Annotated in this window: 23 protein-coding genes; 14 read left to right on the top strand and 9 right to left on the bottom strand. The window is 55.4% G+C overall.

Annotated elements, in window-relative coordinates; translation table 11 throughout:
- The first annotated feature begins 184 nt into the window (after positions 1-184).
- From ABLO27_RS00305 to ABLO27_RS00290, 4 genes are all read left to right on the top strand, one after another.
- A complete protein-coding gene (locus ABLO27_RS00305) occupies positions 185-1,216 on the top strand; it encodes a virginiamycin B lyase family protein (protein ID WP_353029785.1) in 1,032 nt (343 codons plus the stop codon).
- Positions 1,213-1,602 carry a c-type cytochrome gene (locus ABLO27_RS00300; protein ID WP_353029784.1) on the top strand — a complete coding sequence of 130 codons (390 nt, stop codon included), beginning with the start codon at positions 1,213-1,215 and terminating at the stop codon, positions 1,600-1,602. The genes ABLO27_RS00305 and ABLO27_RS00300 overlap by 4 nt, the downstream gene beginning before the upstream one ends.
- Positions 1,603-2,067: 465 nt before the next feature.
- Entirely contained in the window at positions 2,068-2,259 is a 192-nt protein-coding gene (locus tag ABLO27_RS00295) for a hypothetical protein (protein ID WP_353029783.1), read from the top strand.
- Positions 2,256-2,609: a hypothetical protein gene (locus tag ABLO27_RS00290; protein ID WP_353029782.1), complete on the top strand. Its 354-nt coding sequence runs from the start codon at positions 2,256-2,258 to the stop codon at positions 2,607-2,609. Before ABLO27_RS00295 ends, ABLO27_RS00290 begins: the two co-directional genes overlap by 4 nt.
- A 70-nt stretch (positions 2,610-2,679) precedes the next feature.
- On the opposite strand, the gene ABLO27_RS00285 is transcribed toward ABLO27_RS00290, so the two are convergent.
- Both ABLO27_RS00285 and hisI read right to left on the bottom strand, forming a co-directional pair.
- Complete coding sequence (locus ABLO27_RS00285; RefSeq protein WP_353029781.1) at positions 2,680-4,869, bottom strand: non-ribosomal peptide synthetase; 2,190 nt, start codon at positions 4,867-4,869, stop codon at positions 2,680-2,682.
- A 216-nt stretch (positions 4,870-5,085) separates the two neighbouring features.
- Positions 5,086-5,562, bottom strand: a complete 477-nt coding sequence (gene hisI / locus ABLO27_RS00280; protein ID WP_353029780.1) for a phosphoribosyl-AMP cyclohydrolase — start codon at positions 5,560-5,562, stop codon at positions 5,086-5,088.
- Positions 5,563-5,845: 283 nt separating this feature from the next.
- Here hisI and ABLO27_RS00275 point away from each other — a divergent pair, with 283 nt between their 5' ends.
- The 5 genes from ABLO27_RS00275 to ABLO27_RS00255 all read left to right on the top strand — a co-directional run bounded on the left by ABLO27_RS00275 (position 5,846) and on the right by ABLO27_RS00255 (position 9,658).
- Entirely contained in the window at positions 5,846-6,235 is a 390-nt protein-coding gene (locus ABLO27_RS00275; RefSeq protein WP_353029779.1) for a nuclear transport factor 2 family protein, read from the top strand.
- Positions 6,236-6,285: 50 nt separating this feature from the next.
- A complete protein-coding gene (locus tag ABLO27_RS00270; protein WP_353029778.1) occupies positions 6,286-7,464 on the top strand; it encodes a CobW family GTP-binding protein in 1,179 nt (392 codons plus the stop codon).
- A complete protein-coding gene (locus tag ABLO27_RS00265) occupies positions 7,461-8,450 on the top strand; it encodes a CobW family GTP-binding protein (protein ID WP_353029777.1) in 990 nt (329 codons plus the stop codon). Before ABLO27_RS00270 ends, ABLO27_RS00265 begins: the two co-directional genes overlap by 4 nt.
- A complete protein-coding gene (locus tag ABLO27_RS00260) occupies positions 8,447-8,737 on the top strand; it encodes a nitrate reductase (protein WP_353029776.1) in 291 nt (96 codons plus the stop codon). Before ABLO27_RS00265 ends, ABLO27_RS00260 begins: the two co-directional genes overlap by 4 nt.
- Before the next feature lie 219 nt (positions 8,738-8,956).
- Complete coding sequence (locus ABLO27_RS00255; protein WP_353029775.1) at positions 8,957-9,658, top strand: hypothetical protein; 702 nt, start codon at positions 8,957-8,959, stop codon at positions 9,656-9,658.
- Positions 9,659-9,730: 72 nt separating this feature from the next.
- On the opposite strand, the gene ABLO27_RS00250 is transcribed toward ABLO27_RS00255, so the two are convergent.
- Both ABLO27_RS00250 and ABLO27_RS00245 read right to left on the bottom strand, forming a co-directional pair.
- On the bottom strand, positions 9,731-10,501 hold the full coding sequence (locus ABLO27_RS00250; protein WP_353031651.1) for a DUF3299 domain-containing protein: 771 nt from the start codon (positions 10,499-10,501) through the stop codon (positions 9,731-9,733).
- Between the two features lie 41 nt (positions 10,502-10,542).
- Entirely contained in the window at positions 10,543-12,237 is a 1,695-nt protein-coding gene (locus ABLO27_RS00245; protein WP_353029774.1) for an amidohydrolase, read from the bottom strand.
- A gap of 532 nt (positions 12,238-12,769) precedes the next feature.
- On the opposite strand from ABLO27_RS00245, the gene ABLO27_RS00240 reads away from it, so the two are divergent.
- Complete coding sequence (locus ABLO27_RS00240; protein ID WP_353029773.1) at positions 12,770-13,957, top strand: D-alanyl-D-alanine carboxypeptidase/D-alanyl-D-alanine-endopeptidase; 1,188 nt, start codon at positions 12,770-12,772, stop codon at positions 13,955-13,957.
- 162 nt (positions 13,958-14,119) lie between these two features.
- On the opposite strand, the gene ABLO27_RS00235 is transcribed toward ABLO27_RS00240, so the two are convergent.
- A complete protein-coding gene (locus tag ABLO27_RS00235; protein WP_353029772.1) occupies positions 14,120-15,025 on the bottom strand; it encodes an alpha/beta hydrolase in 906 nt (301 codons plus the stop codon).
- A gap of 383 nt (positions 15,026-15,408) precedes the next feature.
- Between ABLO27_RS00235 and ABLO27_RS00230 the strand changes: the two genes are divergently transcribed.
- The 4 genes from ABLO27_RS00230 (at position 15,409) to ABLO27_RS00215 (ending at position 19,294) form a co-directional block, all read left to right on the top strand.
- Positions 15,409-16,113 (top strand): ParA family protein, encoded by a 705-nt coding sequence (locus ABLO27_RS00230; RefSeq protein ID WP_352939775.1) that lies wholly within the window; start codon positions 15,409-15,411, stop codon positions 16,111-16,113.
- 144 nt (positions 16,114-16,257) lie between these two features.
- Positions 16,258-17,214 (top strand): HlyD family secretion protein, encoded by a 957-nt coding sequence (locus ABLO27_RS00225; RefSeq protein ID WP_353029771.1) that lies wholly within the window; start codon positions 16,258-16,260, stop codon positions 17,212-17,214.
- The gene (locus ABLO27_RS00220) at positions 17,211-18,149 is read left to right on the top strand and encodes an ABC transporter ATP-binding protein (RefSeq protein WP_353029770.1); all 939 of its coding nucleotides are present in this window, start codon (positions 17,211-17,213) and stop codon (positions 18,147-18,149) included. The genes ABLO27_RS00225 and ABLO27_RS00220 overlap by 4 nt, the downstream gene beginning before the upstream one ends.
- Positions 18,146-19,294: an ABC transporter permease gene (locus ABLO27_RS00215; protein ID WP_353029769.1), complete on the top strand. Its 1,149-nt coding sequence runs from the start codon at positions 18,146-18,148 to the stop codon at positions 19,292-19,294. The genes ABLO27_RS00220 and ABLO27_RS00215 overlap by 4 nt, the downstream gene beginning before the upstream one ends.
- A gap of 40 nt (positions 19,295-19,334) precedes the next feature.
- Here ABLO27_RS00215 and ABLO27_RS00210 read toward each other — a convergent pair whose 3' ends face one another.
- From ABLO27_RS00210 to phnC, 4 genes are all read right to left on the bottom strand, one after another.
- A complete protein-coding gene (locus ABLO27_RS00210; protein WP_353029768.1) occupies positions 19,335-20,255 on the bottom strand; it encodes a DMT family transporter in 921 nt (306 codons plus the stop codon).
- 361 nt (positions 20,256-20,616) lie between these two features.
- A complete protein-coding gene (phnE, locus tag ABLO27_RS00205) occupies positions 20,617-21,414 on the bottom strand; it encodes a phosphonate ABC transporter, permease protein PhnE (RefSeq protein WP_353029767.1) in 798 nt (265 codons plus the stop codon).
- The gene (phnE, locus tag ABLO27_RS00200) at positions 21,414-22,208 is read right to left on the bottom strand and encodes a phosphonate ABC transporter, permease protein PhnE (RefSeq protein WP_353029766.1); all 795 of its coding nucleotides are present in this window, start codon (positions 22,206-22,208) and stop codon (positions 21,414-21,416) included. Before phnE (ABLO27_RS00200) ends, phnE (ABLO27_RS00205) begins: the two co-directional genes overlap by 1 nt.
- Positions 22,205-22,978, bottom strand: a complete 774-nt coding sequence (gene phnC / locus ABLO27_RS00195) for a phosphonate ABC transporter ATP-binding protein (RefSeq protein WP_353029765.1) — start codon at positions 22,976-22,978, stop codon at positions 22,205-22,207. The genes phnE (ABLO27_RS00200) and phnC overlap by 4 nt, the downstream gene beginning before the upstream one ends.
- Positions 22,979-22,997 lie beyond the last annotated feature (19 nt).

The following is a 22,997-nucleotide window of genomic DNA, read 5'->3' as shown; positions in this document are numbered from 1 at the left end:
TCGATGTTCACACCGCAATAAAGGCGAACGGTTAAACGCGCCAGCGAAGTCTCCGGATCGTCACAAAAGCAAAAACGCCATTGAAATCAATAAATTAACAATTGGTAATGCGCAAATTCTCGCCACAGTCCGCCCCATTATTGGCCAGACGAAATAAACAACCAGCCAAGCCGGAGGAATGGACATGAACCGCAGAGAATTCATGCTGTCGACCGCAGCCGTCGCAACAATCGCTGGAACGATGGGTCTTGGTGGACGCAGCAATAGTGCCCGCGCGCAAACCGCTGCGCCACATTCCCAAACTGCCAGGGAATATGATGTCACTTATTTTGACGCGGTACCCGGTTCACGATCACGCGATATAGCTTTCAATACGGATGGATCGGTTTGGTATTGCGGACAGCGGGATGGCACACTGACCCGGCTGGATCCCAGAAACGGCAATCTCGACCCTGTCCCGCTCGGCGATGGGTCCGCTCCTCATGGCGTGGTCCTGGGTCCTGACAACGCTTTCTGGATCACCGATGGTGGCCAGAACGCCATCGTACGCCTGGACCCTTCAGGCAAGAACATTTCACGTTTTCCGCTTCCCACCGAGTTCGCCCGGGCGAACCTGAACACCGGCGTCTTTGACCGGACCGGTATCTACTGGTTTACCGGACAAAACGGCGTTCTGGGCCGCGTCGATCCGCGGTCAGAAAAACTGGACGCCTGGGCGGCGCCCGGCGGACGTGGCCCTTACGGGATCACAATCACGCCTGACAACAATGTCTGGTACGTCTCTCTGGCGGGTAATCATCTTGGTGTTATTGACAGGGAGACCTTCGAGGTCACACGGTTCGACCCGCCAACCGCAAATGCCGGTCCACGCCGCGTATGGTCGGACAGCAATGGCCTTTTGTGGATCAGCGAATGGAACAGCGGCAATGTCAGCCGTTTCAATCCGTCGACTGCGGAATGGCAGAACTGGAAGCTGCCCGGAGATGCTCCTCGCTGTTACTCCGTCTATGTCGATGAGCGAAACAAGGTTTGGACCACCGATTTCGGTGCCAATGCCATTGTGTTGTTTGATCCAGCAAGCGAGCGGTTCACCTCTTTCCCAAGCACGATGCCGAATGCCAATGTCCGTCAGATGGCTGGACGTCCTGGCGAAGCCTGGGGTGGAGAATCCGGTACCGACCGCCTCGTGCGTATTCGCTTTCCGGTCAACACATGACAATCTTGCGCCGTATATCGGCAAGCATTCTGGCATCGCCACTCATGCTTGCCGGTACGCTGGCTGACGAATTCGACGCGGCTGCCGACTTCGGCCCCTGTCTGGCATGCCATTCCCTTGACCCAAACGAAAACGGTCTGCCTGGCCCCAACCTGGCAGACCTGGAGGGGCGACGCCTTGGAGGTGACCCGAGCTTCAGCTACTCGCCGGTCCTCAAAAAAGCCTTTGAGGATGGAGACGTCTGGACGGAAGATCTGCTGGACCAGTTTCTGACCGACCCGGAAGGCATGTTTCCGGGCATGTGGATGTCCTATCCAGGCATTGAAGAGCCTGAAGCGCGCGAAGCACTGGTTGAGTTTATTCTTCGTGGCGATCCGAGTAGGTAAAGCACACGATCGGAAACCAATATGTTCCGTCATTGCTCTGCGACGGATCGTCATGGTGGGTCACTTGGCGATACTGTTCAGCAACATGTTCATTTCACGCCTCAAATTTCAGGTAGCCGCCCTACACTCCCAGTGCGGCTGGAGGATTGCTTCCAAGTCTGGCCATAAATGCTGTGGGGCTTGGATGTTCTCCTCAAATCAAACGAACGTCCGGCTCCGACCGCGGGCCGAATTCCACACGTTTGGCGAAGGGTCTTAGTTGCATAGCGACCAAAGTTGAAACTTCCATTGTCAATTGGGGGTGGCATCGGCCTGTGTTATCGTTTCCTTCGATTGAATGAAAAAGTGCCGGAATGAAGGATCGTTCCGGTCTTTCAATTTGCGGCGCAAAAGATCACTCGAAACGTTCGCACCTGGTGCTACTTGTGGAGACGATCGTTGACATCGGCGATGATGAAGTAACCGTTGGCAAGTGACGAGGCACTGGCGGAGATTTCTGTCTCCGTTGGCAGTCAGCGAATGATGCGCCATCGAGAAGCGAAACACGGCTACTACGCACTCGCAGATCACTACATGGTCCGCCTTTTACGCGATGTTCTTGACCATGCTGCGGAGGAAAACATCTCTCTCTTGGACAGCGAAGGAGAGATTTCGTGACCAGCAAAGATAAAAGTGACCCGCACCACTCGCACGTTCATGGGCCTAGCTGCGGCCACACGGCCGTTCGCCACAGAGATCATGTTGACTATCTCCACGATGGTCACCTTCATCATCAGGATGGAGATCATGTCGAAGACCACGTCATTGAGGTTTCGGCAACAAACCCTGGAGGTTGTGCACCGGTCGACTCAAGCGAGCTTGGCCATGATCCGGATCATGTTCACGGGCCGGGCTGCGGACATGAGGCAGTGCCTCACGGTGATCACATCTATTATCTCGTCAACGGTCGCTTGCATCATCCCCACGACGGTCATTGCGACGATCACGGCCCAATTGAGGTCGTTTGAGAACCTCAGCTGGCAGCGCCCACCCGCTTGGCTGAAGGCAAGCAGGTGGGCGTGTATTTTGGCAATTCTCTCAAAGGCGTGGTTGACCGCTGAGCACTTTGCGGTCGATCTTGCCTGACACCGTCAATGGCATTTCGGCCAGGAACCGGATTTCCTGCGGGACATAAAAAGGCGGGCACTTGTCTGCAACAGACGCCTTGATGATCACCGTCGCCGCCTCTCCGGCAGCATCCGCCGCCACGTAAGCAATCAGGGATTTTTGTCCCTCGGTTTCTTCCGCGACCACGACGACGTCCTTGACGCCTTCTGCAGTTCTAATAGCCGCTTCGATTTCGCCCAGTTCGATGCGCACCCCGCTGATCTTCACCTGAAAATCATTCCGCCCGAGATAAATGATTTCGCCGTCCGGACGGAAATAGGCAAGATCGCCGGTTCGATACAGTCGGCGATGTGGTGCGTCCTCAAGGGTGCAAGGGACGAAACGCTGATGTGTCAGGTCATCCCGGTTCCAGTAGCCGCGTGCCAGCTGAATGCCACCAATGTGAAGCTCTCCGGGGACGCCGACCGGGACCGGCTGATCGTATTCATCAAGCACATAAAGGCCTGTGTTGCTCACCGGCTTTCCAATCGGGATGGCCTTGTCCGACGGATTGCGCGCGCAGGCAAAATAGCTGACGTCGACTGCTGCTTCGGTCGGGCCGTAGAGATTGTGTACCTCCGCGAAATCGCTCGCCTTCTCGTAAAAGGACTGGACCAGATCAAAACCGAGCGCTTCGCCGGAGCAGAACAGCTTCTTGATCGGCAAATCGCTCAGGGACGGAGCCAGAAGAAACAGGCGCAACATGGAAGGCACAAAGTGAAGATGCGTCACGCCGCCCTCTTTGATGACGCGCCGCAGATATCTGATCGACATGTGACCGCCCGGAATAGCCACCACAAGCGTCGACCCTACAGAAAAGGGCCACAGAAACTCCCAAACAGACACATCGAACGTGTAGGGCGTTTTCTGCAAAACCCGGTCATCCGGCTCCAGGCCGTATTCTTCGTGCATCCACAAAACACGATTGTGGATCGCCTCATGTTCAACAACGACACCCTTGGGCTTTCCGGTCGACCCTGATGTGTAGATCATGTAAGCGAGATCGGTCGCACCGATTTCCACGCCCGGGTTGCTGTCATCGCCGTCTGAACCGATATCTCCACCTTCCGGCAAAACGATAACCTCCGGGGCATCCGTTTCGATCTTGTCTTCAAGATGGACCTGGGTCAGGACAGCAACCGGAGAGCAGTCCTCGAGTATTTCGGTCAGGCGAGCGGTCGGATCTTCCGTATTCAGCGGCACATAAGCACCACCTGCCTTGAGCGTCGCCCAAAGCCCGACCACCATTTCCAGGCTTCGGTCCATAAAAAGCGCAACAAAAGTGTCCCGGCCAACGCCTTTTGCCCGCAACTTGCGTGCAAGACGGTTCACGCGTGCGTTGAACTCGGCATAGCTGAGGGTCTCTTCCTTGAAGATCAACGCAGGATGGTCTGGTGTCGTTGCGACCGAGCGCTCCATCATCGCAACAAGGCCACCATCGAAGCCATAGTGACGATCTGTATCGTTCCAGGTCTCCACTACACACTTGCGTTCTGCCGATGACATGATCGGCTGATGGACCAGAGCCAATTCAGGATTGGACGCAATTCCGACGGCAAGAGCCGCCATGCGCTCGCAAATCATATCGAAGGACCTTGCGTCGACATCGACGGGATATGTCCAGGTCAAACTGCCATCGGTGTCGCAATGAAGTTCGACTTCAGCGTTCAATGCCGTGTGTGATCTGGAGCCGACTGCCACGGCAAGAGGAACAGCGCACTCGTTCGACCCGGAGACGTCGGAAGGCACATCGCCGGCGATTCCACTGCCAGCAACTTTTTCAAGAATGTCCCAGAAAGTTTTATCGGCCGAGAGACCAAATTCGAAAACAGCGTATTCCCCTGGAAAAGCAGTTTCAAAAGCGAAGACGGCCTGCCGGTTCTCGCTCACTCGCGCTGCATAAGCCGAAAAGACCGATACGGCGATCTGACCCGGGGCATACTCGGGAAACCGCGAAATGAGCGCTTGTAATGCCTCGCTCCAATCCGCTTCATTGCGTGTTTCAACACGCTCGGCTCTTCCCGTTCCATCTGCGGGAGTTCCAGTTTCCCAAAAGCGGGTCATCTCGGAAAATGAATCGCTTTCTGCTACGTGGTTGTCGGCCAATTGGTTCTGCTTCATGCCGCAAGTCTCCAGGTCTCTCTCCAACCGATGTAGCTGAAAATGGTTTAGAAAAGACTTGGACATTCCAATCCAAACAGCGTCCCGATGCGGGCTCGCAGTGGGCGACGGTGCTCCTGTGGTGCCGGCAGAGGTGATTTGTTGCCTTGAAACGAAAGCAATGTGATCAGCAGGCAACGGTCACAGTTTGCCATCCGTGACGTTGCCTGCAGTCTTTCACAACTGGGTTGGATTGGGCGCGTCGCCGTAAACCTCAATCGGATCAAAGGCTTTCTCCGTCTCGGTGAACCCGAGTTCGATCGGCCCGCTCTCCGCTGTTATCGGAACTGCGCGATAGAAGCACGAGCGATAGCCGACATGACAGCTGGCCCCTCCGTCGACTGCAACACGCAGCCACACGGCGTCCTGATCGTCGTCGATGCGGATTTCAATGACCTTCTGGACCAGCCCGCTGGTCGCGCCCTTGTGCCAAAGACACTTGCGGCTGCGGCTCCAATAATGCGCCTCACCCGTTCTGATTGTTCGTAACAGGGCTTCTTCGTTCATCACCCCCATCATCAGGACCTCACCGGTTTCGGCATCGGTTGTGACAACTGGCAGGAAACCACTGGCATCGAACTTTGGGGCAAGATATTTGCCCTCTTCTACCTGTTCAACGGAGACACGGCTCGCAAAGGGACGTTTGTCTACCATCGGTTATCGTACTCCATATTTCTCTTTGAACCTTTTGGCTGTCTTGTTCACTCTGTCATTTCCCAAATTTCCAGATTGCAGTTTGTCCGCAGCATAAATCAAAGCATGCTTCCTTGATTTGGCCACGATACGATATAACATAACATACCAAATTGAGAATGGGCTGACGACCGATCCTCAAAACCTGCAGTGATTGACCAGGCCTTCCAGAAAACTTCCCGCAAAAGCCGTTGGGAACAAGGGGCAGAATTTGAGACAAAACCCGGCGGACTGCGCCCAAGCAATGGAAGAACCTCGTTTCAATGGTGCGCGCGCAACCCTGATGCAGTGGACCGAAGCTGTGGCTTCAGGACGGATCGAGCAGGTGCTGGGTCTCTACGCGCCAGACGCAATTCTGGTGCCGACCCTGTCCAACGAGATCATTGTCACCGAGGAAGGTCGGCGTCGTTATTTCGAATTCTTTCTGTCTGACGGCGGAGCCCGTTGTGCCGTCGAGCATGAAGAATTCCGGATCGATCGCGAAGGCGACACTGTCACCATTGGCGGGGTCTATTCCTTTTCCTTTCCAAGACCTACCGGTGAGGAAACAGTGCCCGCCCGTTTTCTTTTCACCTTCGAAATGCTGAACACCCGCTGGCTGATAACCGGACATCATTCTTCGCGTTGCGTTTGATGGTCACGACGAAGCCCTGAAAACCCGCAACTCCAGATGATCAGACATTCATGAACCTTCCCGACCGCATACCCGTATATCTGCTGAGCGGATTTCTCGGCTCCGGCAAGTCGACTTTGCTAAACGCGTTTCTGGATGACCCCACGGTCCAGGACACGGCGGTGATCATCAACGAATTCGGAGATGTCCCGGTCGATCATTTGCTCGTTCGACAGGGAGAAACGACAATCAGCCAAGTTGCCACAGGTTGTCTGTGCTGTTCCGATTCGACCGACATACAGAAAACGCTTTTTGACCTCCGCTGTGCAGCATCGGATGGCCTGACAGGTGATTTCTCGCGTGTGATCGTCGAGATGAGCGGGCTTGGCGATCCGGCACCTCTGGTCAATGCGCTTTCCACTCACAAGAACCCCGCACAGCAATATCAGAGCGTGGTCGGCGACCCCGAGTTCTATCTGGCGGGCGTCATCACCTTGTTCGATGCTGTTGCCGGCGCAACCACCGTCGAAAGCCATTTCGAGGCACTCAAGCAGATTGCCTTCGCGGATCGGATTGTCCTTACGAAGACCGATCTGGCTTATACGTCCGAAGCTTCGTCGGATCGCAAAACTCTTTCAGTCGCGTTGCGCGAACTCAACACAAGCGCCGACATCATCGATCGTCAAACAATCGACCTTTCAACCCTGTTTTCGCCAAGACCTTATTCAGTGGTCGAGCGCGGAGAAGATGTTGCCGGATGGCTGGCACTGGAAGCCGCATTGGCGCAGGAAGCAGGTCACAGCTCCCAGCCGAAAGACGGAAATGGCAATTTCAGACATGGGGCGGGAATCAGTACCTTCAGCCTCACCAGCGACAATCCCCTGTCGGAGCGAAAGTTTCACCGGTTTCTCAGCCTTCTCCAGAGTTCTGCAGGGCAGAGGCTGCTACGCGTCAAGGGGATCATCGCCACAGAAGATTTTCCCGAAGAGCCGCTGATCGTCCATGCAGTTCAACACACCGTATCCAACCCGGTCCGGTTGCCTGCCTGGCCCGATGAGGACCGACGAACCCGGCTGGTGTTCATAACGGACGGTATCGATCCCGAGCCGGTGCGTGAACTGTTCACCGCGGTGATCGACACTGTTCCTTTTTCTTTCACGAAGTCACTCAGAAATGCCGGGAAAGTCTTGTTGACCACCCTTTCCCGAACTTTCTCCTCTTTCACAAATACATCGCGGAGATCGCAATGAACGTTTTGCAAAAGACACCCGTCACCGTGCTCACAGGTTACCTGGGCGCGGGAAAGACCACATTGCTCAATCGCATTCTCTCGGAAAATCATGGCAAGCGATATGCGGTCATCGTCAACGAATTCGGTGAAATCGGGATCGACAACGATCTTGTCGTAGACACCGATGAAGAAGTCTTCGAAATGAACAACGGATGCATCTGCTGCACAGTGCGAGGCGACCTGATCCGAATTATCGAAGGTCTGATGAAACGGCGAAACCACTTTGACGCCATCCTGATCGAAACAACGGGATTGGCCGACCCGGCCCCTGTTGCCCAGACCTTTTTCGTCGACGAGGACCTGCAGTCAAAGACCAAGCTCGATGCAATCGTGACTGTTGTCGATGCCATGCACTTGCTTGACGAGATCGACAAGGCGCATGAGGCGCAGGAACAGCTGGCATTTGCCGATGTTGTTCTCCTGAACAAGGTCGACCTTGTCAGCGAACAGGAAATCGAGGAAGTGGAGAAGCGGATACGCAGGATTAATCCGTCCGCCAAAATCAATCGAAGCGAACGGTGCCGGATTGACCTGGATGAAGTCCTGGGCCGCAACGCATTTGATCTGGACCGGGTGCTTGAGATCGAGCCGGAATTTCTGAAACACGCCCATCACCACCACCACGATGATCATGTCACGAGTTTCTCGCTGCTGAGCGAAGCTCCACTTGATCCGCAAAGGTTCTTTCCCTGGATACAGTCGATCGCTCAGAATTTCGGTCCCGATTTGTTGCGCATGAAGGGGATTATTGCTTTTGAAGACGATGACGACCGCTTTGTGATGCAAGCCGTCCACATGCTGTTGGAAGGTGATCACCAACGCCCCTGGAAATCGAATGAAAAACGGACAACACGCCTCGTTTTCATCGGACGTGACCTTCCGCGCGACACATTCGAAGAAGGCTTCCGGAACTGCTTCGCACACGGGCAGGCTGTCGCGGAATGACCGGTTTCAACAATCCGCTTGCGCCGAAATTCACTCGTTTGAAGGCCAAGTCGTCCGAAATCAAGAGGTGGGTTCGCGAACTGATGAACCTTCCGGAAGACACTCCGGTCACGGTAGTCGAACTGGCCTGCCGTGATGACGGGTGTCCTGACATCGAAACGGTGATCGGCGTTCTTGAGCCCGACAAACCCATCGTGAAATTCCGCGTTCATACCTCGATGATCGAGATCACGCAGGCAGACGTTGCCGAGGCAGCGCGAACGAGTGTCCAACCGGATCAGGTGTAAAATATGTGGGGCAGCTTTGCGCCTCCAAGTCGGACGCACGGTGGATTTCTGATCGATCTGCAAAGCAGCCGTTGATTGTTCAATACAATTGGCAATTTAATAACCTGGTCGGCGCGTTCTCCGAGAAAGCCACTATCACTCCTTCTTCACTTTTGGGGTTGTGCTTTAGATCCCAACGAGTGTCTCATCAGCTTGTAATTTTTTCATTGGATCTTAGCCGTGTTCGAAGCGCCGACATACCTAGCGATAACATCGATTGTAGTCATCGGCACTGTTCACGTCTTCTGCGTATCTTTTTTTCGGAGGTTCCCCACTCAGGCAAACTGGCTGTCTGATTTTTCATCTGGGATCGGACTTGGCTATGCTTTCCTTTTCTTGCTGCCAAAAATCGGTGAAATGGTGGCCAGTTCAACTGCAAGCAGGACTTGGGAACACTCGCTGTACGGTTGCTCTCTGCTTGGATTTCTCATTTACTACTTGCTGGAAGCCAGTCGTGATATGGGGACCGATAACAGGTTGTCGCTTGGCTTGGATACAGTGGCGCTCGGAACCTACAACTGCTTGCTTGCCATTGCAGTCATGCAAGCGACCTCGACATCGCCTGAGCTGTACGTCATTGGAGCGTTGGCCTATTCGTTCCATCTATTTGGCGTGAATATTTATCTCTATAAAACCCACCCCGCGCATATGTCTGGGTGGCTACGCGCATACTTTGTCGCGTCGCTTGCAGTCGGCATATTGATCGGTCTCAACGCGAGCAAAAGTAGCATGATCTATTCAATTGCGACCGCGTTGACTGGCGGCGTTATTATAGCCCTGTCACTTCGGGTTAAACTGCCCAACCGTTCGTCAATGAATACAAAAGCTCTTTTGATTGGCGTGGTCTTTGCTGCGGTCGCAGTCGTCGTCACCCGGTACTGACCAAAGGACAAACGAAGGCAATTGATGGTGCAGAGCACGGATGCTCGTTCCTGGATTGATCGGAACGAGAGCTTAAGGCTTCGACTCTGTCCGAAATCCTCTGGCGCGCTGATGTAAGACCATAAGACTGTGGGACGCGAAAAGTGATTGTTCCGGCATCCGTTTCATCTCTTCAATTGTCAGGGACCAAGTCGCATCCATCACTTTGAGACCGTCGACAAGAAACATCTTGCGAGAGTTGGGCTCGATCTGAATTTTGCCGCTCACTCGAATTTTTTCATACAAGCCAGGTGTGGTCTCGCCGCGCGGAAGAAGCAATCGCACCATTTTGTTTGCCGGCGGAGCAGGCATATGACTGCACATTCCGTATCTTGGTACAAGATAGACTGTGCGATCACCACCAGGACCAATCGGTGCAGGAATCGCATAGCCGGTCAGGACAATAGTTTGGCCATGGAGCGCGGCATTGCCGGAACGACTGGCGCGCTTGCGGTGACCCGCCACCACCCAACGCTGTGAAATCAGCCATTCGACATCCACCTCTGCCGCCTCAAGGGCCGCCATTGCGTCAGAAAGTTGAGATTGGAGGCGTTCGCGTTGTTCAGATGAAACGTTGGGCTCTGCAAGCTTGTCCCGGCTGTTAACCACCGACCTGAGATGTCCGAGTGTGGAACGACTAAGTGTCCGGAAAGGATCTTCGAAGCTTTGTCCTGCCGGATCGACAAGATCCTGCCAGTTTACCGTTCTGGGACCGGCCATAGTTGGCGCGGACACAATAAGACAGGCAAACAACAATATAACAGGGCGCATGATCGAACATACACGTGCACGCTGACAAAGCATCTGTTCCACGCTCCCTATTCGGTTAAACCATTCGTCCCTAGCTATTGGGTTGTTCCCTTCGCATCAAAAACGACTTTGCCTTCAACAAACGTCATAAGGACCTCTGCTTCGCTGACCTCTTCAATGGGGATCTCAAAGAGGTTGCGGTCCAAGACAACGAAGTCAGCCAACTTGCCGGTCTCGATCGAGCCAAGTTTATCTTCGGCAAAGTCCAGATAGGCGGAGTTTATCGTCCGTGCGGCAATCGCCTCCGGCAGTGTCACTGCTTCGCTTGCTGCGGCATCTTGCGGTCCCCCGTTGATGGGATCGCGTCGTGTGACGGCGGCCTCAATCGAGGCCAAGGGGGCTTGCATATAGAGCGGTCCATCAGAAGCGATAACGAAGCGCCCCCCAGCATTCAACACCGAGCGCATCCGGAAGACCTGAGCAGTCCGCTCTTCACCTACCATTGCGTTAAACACATCGTTGAATGGATTCGGAAACCAAAGAACCGGTGAAAACTCCACCGTCAGATTGAGCTTGGCAAATCGCGGCAAATCCTCGTCAGCAATAATAAAGGCGTGTGCCAGCTGATAGCGCCCTTTGAGGCTTCCGAGCTGTTGCTCTGCAATTTCCATAGCGTCGAGGACAACCCGCACGGCACGGTCACCTACCGCGTGAAACACCATGCCACTTAAGCCTAGTTCCTCGAACCGAACGATTTCGTTCGCAAGCCCACTCTTGTCATAGAAAATCAGACCGCGATTTTCCTCGTCGTCACCTTTCAATGGGTCGTAGGAAGCCGAGTTTCCCTCGGTCAAGAAGGGGTCTACCATTGCCGCCGTTCCCGTCGGTATGCCGTCAAGATTGACTTTGACGAAAGCCGGGTTGAGCCTCGGGGCGAACAATTTCTTGAAGCCCTTAATACCTGCGAGTTGATCCTCCGTGGATTGAAACGCCCGTGTCGGAGCGTCATAGCTCCACGCAACACTGACACGAAGCGGTAAGCCATCGCTGGTAGCCACCTTGTGCAGGGCTTCCACTTCCTTAGGTTCGCCATGTAGCCAACGGATGGAGGTTAGCCCGTCCTTGGCGAACATCGGCAGGACTTGACGGATTCCTTCTGCATGTGTGTCAACATCAAGGGTTGGCAACCATTTGACGGCGTAATACCCCATGGCAGCTTGCTTCATGTAACCCGTCGCCTGTCCGGTTTTAGGATCGCGTACGATTACACCGTTTCGAGGATCGGGTGTTTCGTCATCAATCCCTGCTAAATTCATCGCGGCGGTATTGAGGACCGCTTCATGGCCGGTTGCGGTGACAACGTAGGCTGGCCGATCGGAAACGGCAGTATCGAGCCATTTGGCAGTCGGCTCGCCGTCGAAAAGTTCGGCTGGCAAGTTGTGCGCGAAAAGATACTCCAGCTGCGGACGCGCCTCTACGTATTCGCGGATCAGTTTGGCCGCTTCCTCCGGTCCTGCATCACCGGGGATTCCAAGAACGGATTCTGCAAGAATGGCCGCGACATACCAGTTGCGTGGGTGGATGTGGATATCATAGAGGCCCGGTAAGACCATCTTGTCTTTCAAATCGACGAGCTTTGTGTCTTCGCCCGCCAGCGCCACAACGTCATCGGTCGAGCCGACTGCAACGAACTTACCGCCCTGGACAGCGAAGGCCTCTGCCCAGCTCTGTTCGGGATTGACTGTCCAAACACGCGCATTCGTGTAGATCGTATCGGGGGGACTGCTCAAAGCTTCCTGCGCAATAGCAGAACTGAAGCAACTAACGAGAATTGCTCCAACCAAGAGACATCGAGTGAGGCTGTACCGCATTGCTCCGACCTTCCAACTTCTCCTCGCGGTCAACAAGGAATGAGTTTGAAGCGACGTCGAGTTAACCATCTTGTTGTCATCGTACAAACGCAAACCTAACCTTTCAACACAGTTAGCCGATCATACAATCCAGGCGAATGTCCGCTATCACCGTTCTTTGGCTCTTAAGCTGACAGTCCTCTCCCGGCTCCAAAACTGTCGGATTATCCCGAATGGAAGGTACATTTACAGGACGCGCGCTGTTGCAAAACCGATGGGTAGAACATCGAGAAGTGAGGAAGGTTCGCTTTTGAAGAGGAACTTTCGCAATCGATCGAATTTCCGGATGACTTGTGATGCTGGACCGGAACTCAGAAATTCCCGTAGCGTAAATCGGCGATGTGTTGGATGATGTCCGCTCGGTATTCGTCTAGTTCACCAGCCGCCTGAACAGTGGCTGACTGGAGCCACTATGCGCTTGCTTGCTTTCACTTTTGCCCTCTTCCTTTTTTCCGGACCGGTCCTGGCCGGTATCAAAGACAAGATCGCGGCCGTGACATCTTCGGGTGTTGTGCTTGTGCTGGATAAGGAAGGCGACGAACTGGTGGCACAAAACGTAGACCAGGACTTCGTTCCTGCTTCCGTCGCCAAGGTCGTCACTGCATGGCTGGCCCTGGAGGTTCTGGGCGCCGACTATAGGTTCAAAACCCACTTTTACCTGGACGACAATAGGGTTCTATATGTTCGCGGCGGTGGTGACCCCTTCCTTGTCTCCGAAGAGCTCGCAATGCTCGCACCCGAACTTGTCGCCGTGACCGGTAAGGAACCGTTTACAGGGCTCGTTATTGATGCAAGCTATTACCCTGCAGATCTTCGCATTCCCGGCATCGAAGACACCGACGAGGCATACGACGCCCTCAACTCGGCGCTTGCAGTAAACTTCAATACGATCCATGCGGTGCGTCGCGGAAACGCCGTCCGCTCCGCAGAGAAACAAACTCCGATCACGCCATTGGCTGTGAGCCAGTTCCGTGAACGGGGTCCCAAAGGGCGCGGCCGCATCAGTCTGGCCCAGGAAGATCCTTCTGTGGGCGTGCGGTATGCAGGCGAGCTTCTCGCCGCCTTCATCGAGCAGGCCGGCGGAAGCGTTGAAGGTGAAATATCAATCGGATCCGTACCGGAGAACCTGGCGCCTGTTCATGTGCACCACCAGTCACGCCCCCTTTCGGAGATCCTGACTCAGCTGATGCTTGGCTCGAACAATTACATCGCCAACCAGATCTTTCTGGAAATTGGCGCACATCGCCTCGGTGGCCCCGTCAGCCTTGAGAAGTCGCTGAAAGTCGCCGAGACGATCTTCGACCAACATGACATCGCCGAGGCCATCGAACTCAAGGAAGGTTCGGGCATCAGCCCTGACAACCGTTTCTCGACCTATGGCCTCGCCAAAGTGCTGCAACAGTTTGCTCCGCATGCTGAGCTCCTGCCCAAGACCCGGGCCGGTTCCCGGTACAAGACCGGCACGATCCCCGGAGTGCGCACGCTGGCCGGATATGCCAACACCTCCAAGCACGGGTTGGTGCCCTTCGTGATCTCGCTGGGAGGCAATACCGGAAAGACGCGTTTCCGCGTGCTGCGGACCATCGAACGCGGTCTTTGAAGCACTTCGTGAAATGACGGGTCCACTTAGTCGGTTGCCTGATATCTACGACTTGAACGCGACAGGACACGCCCTTTGTTTCGAGGCCTTCACCAAACGCGAAAGCTGGAGCTTACGCTGACGATTGAGAGGAACCTGTGACGTCAGCTTTCCAGCTCAAGGTCAACCAAGCATCCAGTTCAGCACCAGTCGCCAGTCGGTCATGCGGATAGGTGTGCCGTGCGTGCCTGTGTCAAATAGGGTGAACCTGATCGGGTAGTTCGGTGCACGCGATTTTATCTGCTTGTAGAAGTTGGCCTGTGTTTCCCAGTTGTACACCCTGTCCAGGGTTCCCTGCCCCATATAGATCGGCACGTTGCGCGACAATGCACCGGAGGACAGGAAATTGGGGTCCTTTGGAGAACCGAGCAGCAAGATGCCGTTGAGCAGGCGGGAATATTGGGCGCTCTTTACCAGGTTCCAGCAAATGATGCCGCCCATTGATCCGCAGGCGACGACAACCTTCGCGCCCGGCGACAGCTGTTTCTGATATTGGATCAGAGCCGCAACATCGGCCGTACCGCGTTTTCCGAAATCCTTGATATCGACGGTCAGATAGGCACCTCCGTTGCGAACCATCAGGTTTTGCACCCTGTTGAAATTTCCGCCGAAGGAAACGTCGTTCATGCCTTGAAAGCGGTTGCCGCCCTGACCGTGGATGTAGATGACGATCGCCTTGGCACCGCCCTTCCACTTGCCCGTTCCCATGTAGCTGATGGTGCGGCCATTGGCGCTCAGCTCGGCACTGCCCCGCCCACGTTTGGGTTTGTAGGAAACGTAGTTGCCGTAGACCCGGCGCTCATCCACTTCATCCCGGTCGCGCAAATCCCGCTGTTTTGAATATTCGACCACGATGAAATCGCCGTTGTAGAGCGTTTCGGTGACTTTCTTGTAACGGAACAACCGGTCCTTATAGGGTTTCAGCGCTTCGGCATGACCTGTTCCGGCTGACGCCAGTGTCACAGCGGCAGACAACAATATTCCTTGTGCAACACGGGCCGGTCGGGCTGTCAGAAACCGGTACAGCATCAGGCGTCCTTCATTCGGGCAAATCACTTGTTCAAAACCAGTCCACACCCTACGCAGACCCCGCCGCCCACGCAATCGGCATGCGAAGCAAAACGAGAGAGGAATTACATCTGCCCCTTGCTGGATATCGGGATTGAAGACCAAGTTTTCGGGAGGTTTTGACCGGAGAGAAAGTAAACAAAACCTTCACCAAACCAGCACTCTCGCGATTTGTACCAAGATCTCGACGCGCCTTATCCACAAAACTTTATGATTTCTGAATAACTTCCTTCCAATTTGCGAATTTAAGGAATTGGTAACCATAAAATTTCCAGACTGCCAGACAGAGAAGTCCGGAAGAGACTTTTCAAAAGACGATGCACGGCAAGGTCAGGAGAGCCCACATGCCAGTCATTTCCTTCGCAAATGCAAAGGGCGGTGCCGGTAAAACCACTGCTGCTTTGTTGCTGGCGACAGAAGTCGCCGCACGGGGAAAAAGTGTCACCATCTTCGATGCAGATCCGCAGAAGTGGATTTCGAAATGGTACGAGCTGCCGCAAAAGTGCCCGGGAATTTCGGTCATCAGCGAGATTTCACCGGCGTCCATCACCGAGCAGATTACATTTGCCGCCGAACACTCGGATTATGTGATCGTTGATCTGGAGGGAACGGAAAACCTGATCGTCGCCAACGCGCTTTCCGTTTCGGATCTGGTGGTTGTGCCGATCCAGGGGTCTTCCATGGATGCCCGGGGCGGTGCCAAGATCCTGACGCTGATCAAGAAGCTTGAAAAGATCGTCCGTCACGACATCAAGCACTGCGTGGTGCTGACCCGCACGAATGCGGCTGTGACCACCCGTGCAATGAAGGCCGTGCAGGATTTCCTTTCCGCGCAGAATATCGACGTGTTGATGACGCCCATCGTCGAACGTGCTGCCTTCCGCGATCTGTTCGAATTCGGCGGGGGTCTGGCGGATCTGGAAAAGTCTCAGGTGTCCGGTCTGATCAAGGCCAAGGAGAACGCTTCCCTTTATGCCGCTGAAGTTCTGGAGCGCGCAATCAAGGTGCCGAAAAAGCGCTGGTACAACATCTTCAAGCGCGCAAGCTGAAGCAATCGATCTCAGGAAATTCTGGAAGCCGGGCCCTGCCCGGCTTTTTCATTTGCAGAGATGGTGCCGGGCAGACAAGCGCGCTAAGGTAGCGGACATCCAGCGCCTCATCTGCGCCATGTTGCTGATCCTCTGGAGGAATTCATGCTTGCGACGCTTTTTCGTTCAACCCGGGTTGCTACCATTTGCCTGCTGTTGGCGGCTTGCTACGGCGAAGATGGCAATGTCGCACTCGGCACGCTGGAACGAGACAGGGTTGCGCTTACGGCAACTGCAAATGAAATTCTTGTCGCCCTTCCGGTTCCGCAGGGAACGTTCGTTTCCGCGGGAACCGTGCTGGCACAGCTGAACCCGGATGAACAGCAGGCCATCGTCAATCAGTCCCGCGCCGAAGTTGAGCAATCCAAGGCCAATCTGCTGAAGCTGGAAAATGGCGCCCGGGAGGAAGACATCGCCAAGGCGGAAGCAAGTGTCGCCGGTTCCAAGGCCGAGCTGGTCGACGCGGAAGCAACGTTTCAACGCTACAAGGACCTTACCGGACGCGGCACGACGAGCCAGGCTCAACTCGACAGCGCGCGCGCCTCGCGCGACGCAGCCGTGGCCAGCCTGAAGAGCGCGGAGGAACAGCTGAAGGAGCTGGTCACCGGGACGCGTCCGGAAGATCTTGATATTGCCCGCGCCGAACTGGCCGCCGCCGAAGCAAGCCTTGCCACCCAGGAGAAGATCCTGTCCGACCTGACGATCACTGCATCACGCGATGGCGTGCTGGACAGCTTGCCCTGGAACCTTGGCGAACGGGTCACCGTTGGCAGCCCGGTCGCAGTGCTGCTTGCCGGGGACGCTCCTTATGCCCGGGTCTATGTTCCCGAGCCGCACAGGGTCAAGATCAACGAAGGCGACAAGCTTCAGGTCAGGGTCGATGGCCTCAACGATCCGATTGAAGGATCCGTGCGCTGGATCAGTTCCGAACCTTCCTTCACGCCTTATTACGCGCTCAACCAATCGGAACGTGCCCGCCTCATGTATGTGGCTGAAGTGCAGTTGCCCAACAGCGCCTCCAACCTGCCGAACGGAGTTCCGGCCCAGGTGATGCTGCCGTGAGCGGGGACGCTGCCGACATCGTTGTCCGCGCCCAAGGGCTGATCAAGAAATTCAAGGATTTCCGCGCGGTTGACGGACTGGACCTGACGATCGAGCGCGGCATGATCTACGGATTTCTGGGCCCGAACGGCTGTGGCAAGACTACAGCAATGCGCATGCTCACCGGACTGCTGACGCCGACAGAAGGCACCGTTGAGGTTCTTGGCCTTTCAGTCCCAAAGGATGCGGAAACGCTCAAATACAAGATCGGCTACATGACCCAGGCGTTCTCGCTTTATGGCGATCTCACGGTCCTGGAGAACCTTGATTTCATGGCGACCATCTACGGCATGCCCGCCAAACAGCGCAAAAAGCGTATCGGCGAAGTCATGGAGCGTTATTCCCTGACGGATCTCAAGAACCGCTTTGCCGGCAAGATGAGTGGAGGCCAGCGGCAACGTCTTGCACTTGCAACCGCAGTGCTGCACGAACCTCAGCTCCTGTTTCTGGACGAGCCGACATCTGCCGTCGATCCGGAATCCCGCCGTCACTTCTGGGAGCAACTTTTCGATCTTGTCGAAGGTGGCACGTCCATTGTCGTCACCACGCACTTCATGGACGAAGCCGAACGCTGCCACAAGATTGCGATCATGGAAGCCGGTCAGAAACGGGCCGACGGCGCGCCGAAAGACCTGATGGCGGCCATGGGGGCCAATGTGGTCGAAATCGAAGGGCCGAACCTTCGCGACATTCGTCGCCATCTGCTGGGCACGGACGGCATCATGGCAGCCGCCCAACTGGGGGCCCGGCTGCGGGTTCTGGTCAAAGACGAGGTTCCCGACCCGGAAGGCTTTCTTAAGGCGAAACCGGAAACAGATGGCGCCACTCTCATCGAAAAGGTCAGGCCCAACCTGGAAGACGTGTTCGTTACCGCCACCGGGGAAGGCCGCCAATGATGAGATCCCTCACCCGCATTTCGGCAGTTTTCTTCAAGGAACTGGCTCAGTTGCGACGGGACCGTATGACGTTCGGGATGGTGATCATGATCCCGCTGATCCAGCTGATCCTGTTCGGCTACGCCATCAACACGAATGTCCGCGACATCCCGGTCGCAGTGGTCGACCAGAGCCAGACGGCCCTCAGCCGAATTCTCATCCAGATCGTGGAAGCGACGACGGTGGTCAAGGTCACCGAACGCCTGACATCCGTACAGGAAGCCGAAGAGGCCATCCGGTCAGCACGCGTGCGCGCCGCCTTCATCCTTCCGGATGATCTGTCCCAACGTATTGTCCGGTCACCTTCGGTAGGGCTCGAAACGCCCCCCTCGACAGATCAGGAAACCAGCCGGCCAGTCGCACAATGGATTGTCGACGGCTCGGACACGATGATTGCCGGTGCCATCAAGTCTCTGCGCAGCATGCCGCTCTCCGAGCTCAACCGGCAGCCGCCAAACAGATCCACCGCCACGTTTGAAGTCGCGCTTTTCTTCAACCCGGAACAACGCACCGCCATCAATATCGTGCCCGGTCTGGTGGGGATCATCCTCACCATGACCATGATCATGTTCACGTCCGCCGCGATCGTAAGAGAACGCGAACGCGGCAACATGGAAATGCTGATCAACACGCCTGTCCGGCCGATGGAGCTGATGATCGGCAAGATCATCCCCTATATTTTCATCGGCCTCCTGCAAACGGTCATCATTCTCGGACTGGGACATATTCTGTTCAATGTGCCCTTTGGTGACAGAACGCTCGATCTGTTCATCGGAACCCTGCTATTCATCGGAGCAAGCCTGTCCCTTGGGCTGGTCATGTCGACCATCGCCAAAAGCCAACTGCAGGCAACCCAGATGACGGTGTTCGTTTTGCTGCCGTCGATCCTGCTGTCAGGCTTCATGTTCCCCTATGAAGGCATGCCGCTGATTGCCCAGTACATCGCCGAGGTCTTTCCGGCGACCCACTTCATGCGCATGATCCGAGGCTTCGTTCTGCGGGATGCAACGATCCTCGATCTGCATCGAGATGTGCTCTGGATGTGCGGTTTCTTCGTCCTTGGAATGTTTGTCGCAGCCCTGAGGTTCAAAAAGAAGCTGGACTAGGCGAACCCGCCAGCCTCTGATCCGCCAAGGCCTGTAAGCATCACTTGGGTTGGGGCCCCGTGTCGAAGCGCGGGTTCGCCGTCTTCAGAACCGGTGTGCGTTTGGAGACGTTTTCCCGGCTTTCACGCCAGACAACAAACAGGCCGGACGAGATAATCACGAAGGAGCCGAGCGCAACGTAAAAGTCCGGTGTTTCGGAAAAGAAAAGCGCTCCGAAAAAGGTCGCCCACAGGATCTGGCTATATTGCAATGGTGCAACGAAGGCCGCAGGCGCCGCGCGATAGGCGCCGATGATGAACAGTTGGGCAATCACGGACAGAAATCCGATGGTCGCCATCAGCCCGAGATCTTCGAGGGCCACGGGTTTGTAGACGAATGGCAGCGTTGTCGACATCGCAAGCATCGACAGGATCATCGGATAGAGAATGAGCACCGCCGAGCGCTCCTCCCCACCAAGTTTCCTGGTCAGGATTGAAGACAGGGCACTCGAGCAGGCTGCGGTCAATCCGCTGATGTGACCGAGCGACAGTTCCGTCATTCCCGGACGCAGCACGATCAGAACCCCGATCAAGCCGATGACGACAGCTGCCCAGCGCTGTGCCCTCACCGTTTCCCCCAGAAGTGGAACGGACAGGACAGTGACGATCAGCGGCATTGCGAACAATAGCGCATAGACCTCGGCGAGCGGCAGGACCGTAAAGGCATAAAACCCGCAGGACATGGACACGATGGCAAGGACCGAGCGGAACAGAACCAGCCAGGGATGATGGGGCTGGAAATTGTCGATGGCCTTGTCAGCAAGAATAATCATGGAGACCGGCACAAAGGCAAAAAGCATGGAAAAGAAGATGATCTGAAACACGGGATAGGTGCCACCCAGCGACTTGATGACAGCGTCGTGGGTTGAAAAAAAAGCAAACGCAAGAAGCGCAGCGACAAATCCCTTGAACGTTTCAGTCATAGGCACAGCCTTTGGTATTTTGTGGTAGTCGCCGGCAGCACTGACACGGCGCAGGCGTTGAAATCCTGGAGGCGATGCGGCCGCAGAGCCGTTGCTCCGGATCCTTGCAGTAAATCATCGGCAGAAGCAGAAGTTCCTTCGGATCATCTCCGATTACTGAAAAAGTGCAAGGTCGCACAGCCGGTTTCTGGCGTTTTCTGGCGTTTTCCTGTGTCTTGTCGCTTGCCTGCAACAACGAAAAGGCAGCGGAAACCGGTTGGTCCCCGCTGCCTTTTTGTTGTTCTGACAGTGTCTTAGATCAAAGACTGCATCTATTGGCTTTGGCGAATGAAACTCCTGAGCGCAGATTTCATTCGTGGCTTCAAAGTATCTTGCGCCGCAGATAGGAGGAAACGACTTCCCCTGCCACGACAAGCGCAATAATGGCAAGCAGAACCGTGGACACTTCCTGCCAGTTGAAGGTGTCGATGGCACCTTGGAGGATGACGCCGATCCCCCCTGCTCCAACCAGTCCCAGAACAGTCGACTCTCTGAGGTTGATATCCCAGCGCAGAATGCTGACGGCAAAGAAAGTCGGCAGGACCTGAGGCACGATTGCGTAGAGCACGACCTTGAAATGGGATGCACCACAAGCCTGCAGAGCTTCGACGGGTTTCGGATCGATCTCCTCGATCGCTTCGCCGAGCAGCTTGCCAAGGAAACCGATCGAGCGGAACATGATCGCAACGATCCCTGCCACCACGCCGGGCCCGAAAATGGCGACGAACAACAGAGCCCAGATGATGGTATTGACCGATCGGGACGAAACCAGAATGAACCGGCCGATCCAGAGCGTCACTGCATTGGGCGTGGTATTCTGAGCCGCGATATAGGCAACGGGCAACGCCAGAACCACTGCAAGCGCCGTCGCAATGGTCGCCAGATTTACTGTTTCCCACAAGGCCTCGAGGATCTGCCGGAGGTTGGTGGGATCGGGCGGCACCATACGGCTGAAGAGGTCACCCATCTGGGTTGGAGCATCCCAGACCCATTCCCAGATGATGTTCACGCTGCTCAGGGCCCAAGCCACGATGAGAGCGGTCAGCGCAAAAATCGCATAGCGTTGAAAGCGCTGCTGTGGCGTAAATCTCGCCCACTCTTGAAGATGAACCTGTTCCATTATGCGATCCGCTTTCTGATTGCACCGCTGACGGCTTCGGAAATCAGGATGACACCGACGATGACCATCGTGATGGCCAGGGCAAAGTCGTAATCATAACGGCCAAAGGCATTTGCCAGTGTGGCTCCGATCCCGCCAGCACCAACGATACCGACAACTGCAGATGCCCTGAGATTGCTGTCGAGCTGATAGATGCCGAGACCGATCTGGCGCTGCATGATCTGAGGCACGACGGCGTAGACCAGTGTTGACAGGAACGGAGCGCCTGCGGCTTTCATTGCTTCCACAGGGCCCGGATCAATCTCCTCGATACGTTCGGCCAACAGCTTTGCGACAAATCCGATGGAATAGACAATCAACGTCAGAATGCCTGCGAAGGGTCCGAACCCGACCGCCTTCACGAATACGATCGCCACGATCACCGGGTGGAAACTCCGGGCCACAATGACGATAGCCCGTCCCAAGTAGTAGATCGGCAATGGCGCGATGTTCCGGGCCGCCATGAACGCAATCGGTATGGACAGGAAGATCCCGCCGACCGTCGCGAGAATTGCAATCTTCAGGCTTTCCAGAAAACCATTGATCAGCAATTCACTGCGCTGGAAACTTGGAGGAAAGGCACCGCCGAAAATTCTTCCTGCGCGCGCCAGACCCTGCGTGACGCGATCCCAGTCGATTGGCAGCGTCGAAATCGTGAGCACCACATAAAATGCGACTGCCGCATAAAGACCGTATCTCAGCACCGGATTTGCTATGAAGGGTTGCTTGCGCCAGTGATCCCTTGCCGCGCTCATGCCGCAGCACCTTCTACCTGCCGGTCCGCATGTGGAATGCCGGAATAGATCTCGTGCATGGCATCATCGGTAAGCGCGGTCGGTAGGTCGTCAAAAATTATGCGGCCGTAGCGCATACCGACGATCCTGTCGCTGAACTGTTTTGCTTCATTGACGTTGTGGATGTTGATGATGACCGGCAGTTTCAGCTCGCTCGCCAGATCCCGCAGCAGGGTCATGATCTGCTCGGATGTCTTCGGATCAAGCGAAGCTGTCGGCTCATCCGCAAGCAGAATTTCGGGCTGCTGCATCAGTGCCCGGATAACCCCGACGCGCTGGCGCTCGCCACCGGAAAGCTCGTCGGCGCGCTTGTCCGCGTAATGGGCGATGCCGACCCGCTCCATCAGTTCGAATGCCCGCTGAATGTCTTCCTTCGGGTAACGGCGGCTGAGCGCAGCCCAGGTGGAAATGTAACCAAGGCGTCCGCTTTGAACATTTTCCATGACCGTCAGTCGGTCGACGAGATTGAAACTTTGAAAAACCATTCCGATCCGCCGGCGCGCAACGCGCAGGTCGCGCTTGCCCAACGAAGTGTACTCGGTGCCGTTCAACGTGATTGTTCCGGAGGTGGGTTCAACCAGTCGGTTGATGCAGCGTAGCAGCGTGCTCTTGCCTGCGCCGGAGGAGCCGATAACCGAGACGACCTGCTCGCCGGCGACTTCAAGATTAAGACCCTTCAACACAGGATCTCCGGCCCCATAACTTTTTACAAGGCTCGATATTGTAAGCATGATTTACCCCGTTTGGAGC

It is taken from the genome of Roseibium sp. SCP15 (genome assembly GCF_040329435.1).
GTDB lineage: Bacteria > Pseudomonadota > Alphaproteobacteria > Rhizobiales > Stappiaceae > Roseibium.
Note: the sequence above shows the minus strand (reverse complement) of the source record. Positions and strands in the feature narration are given on the sequence as shown.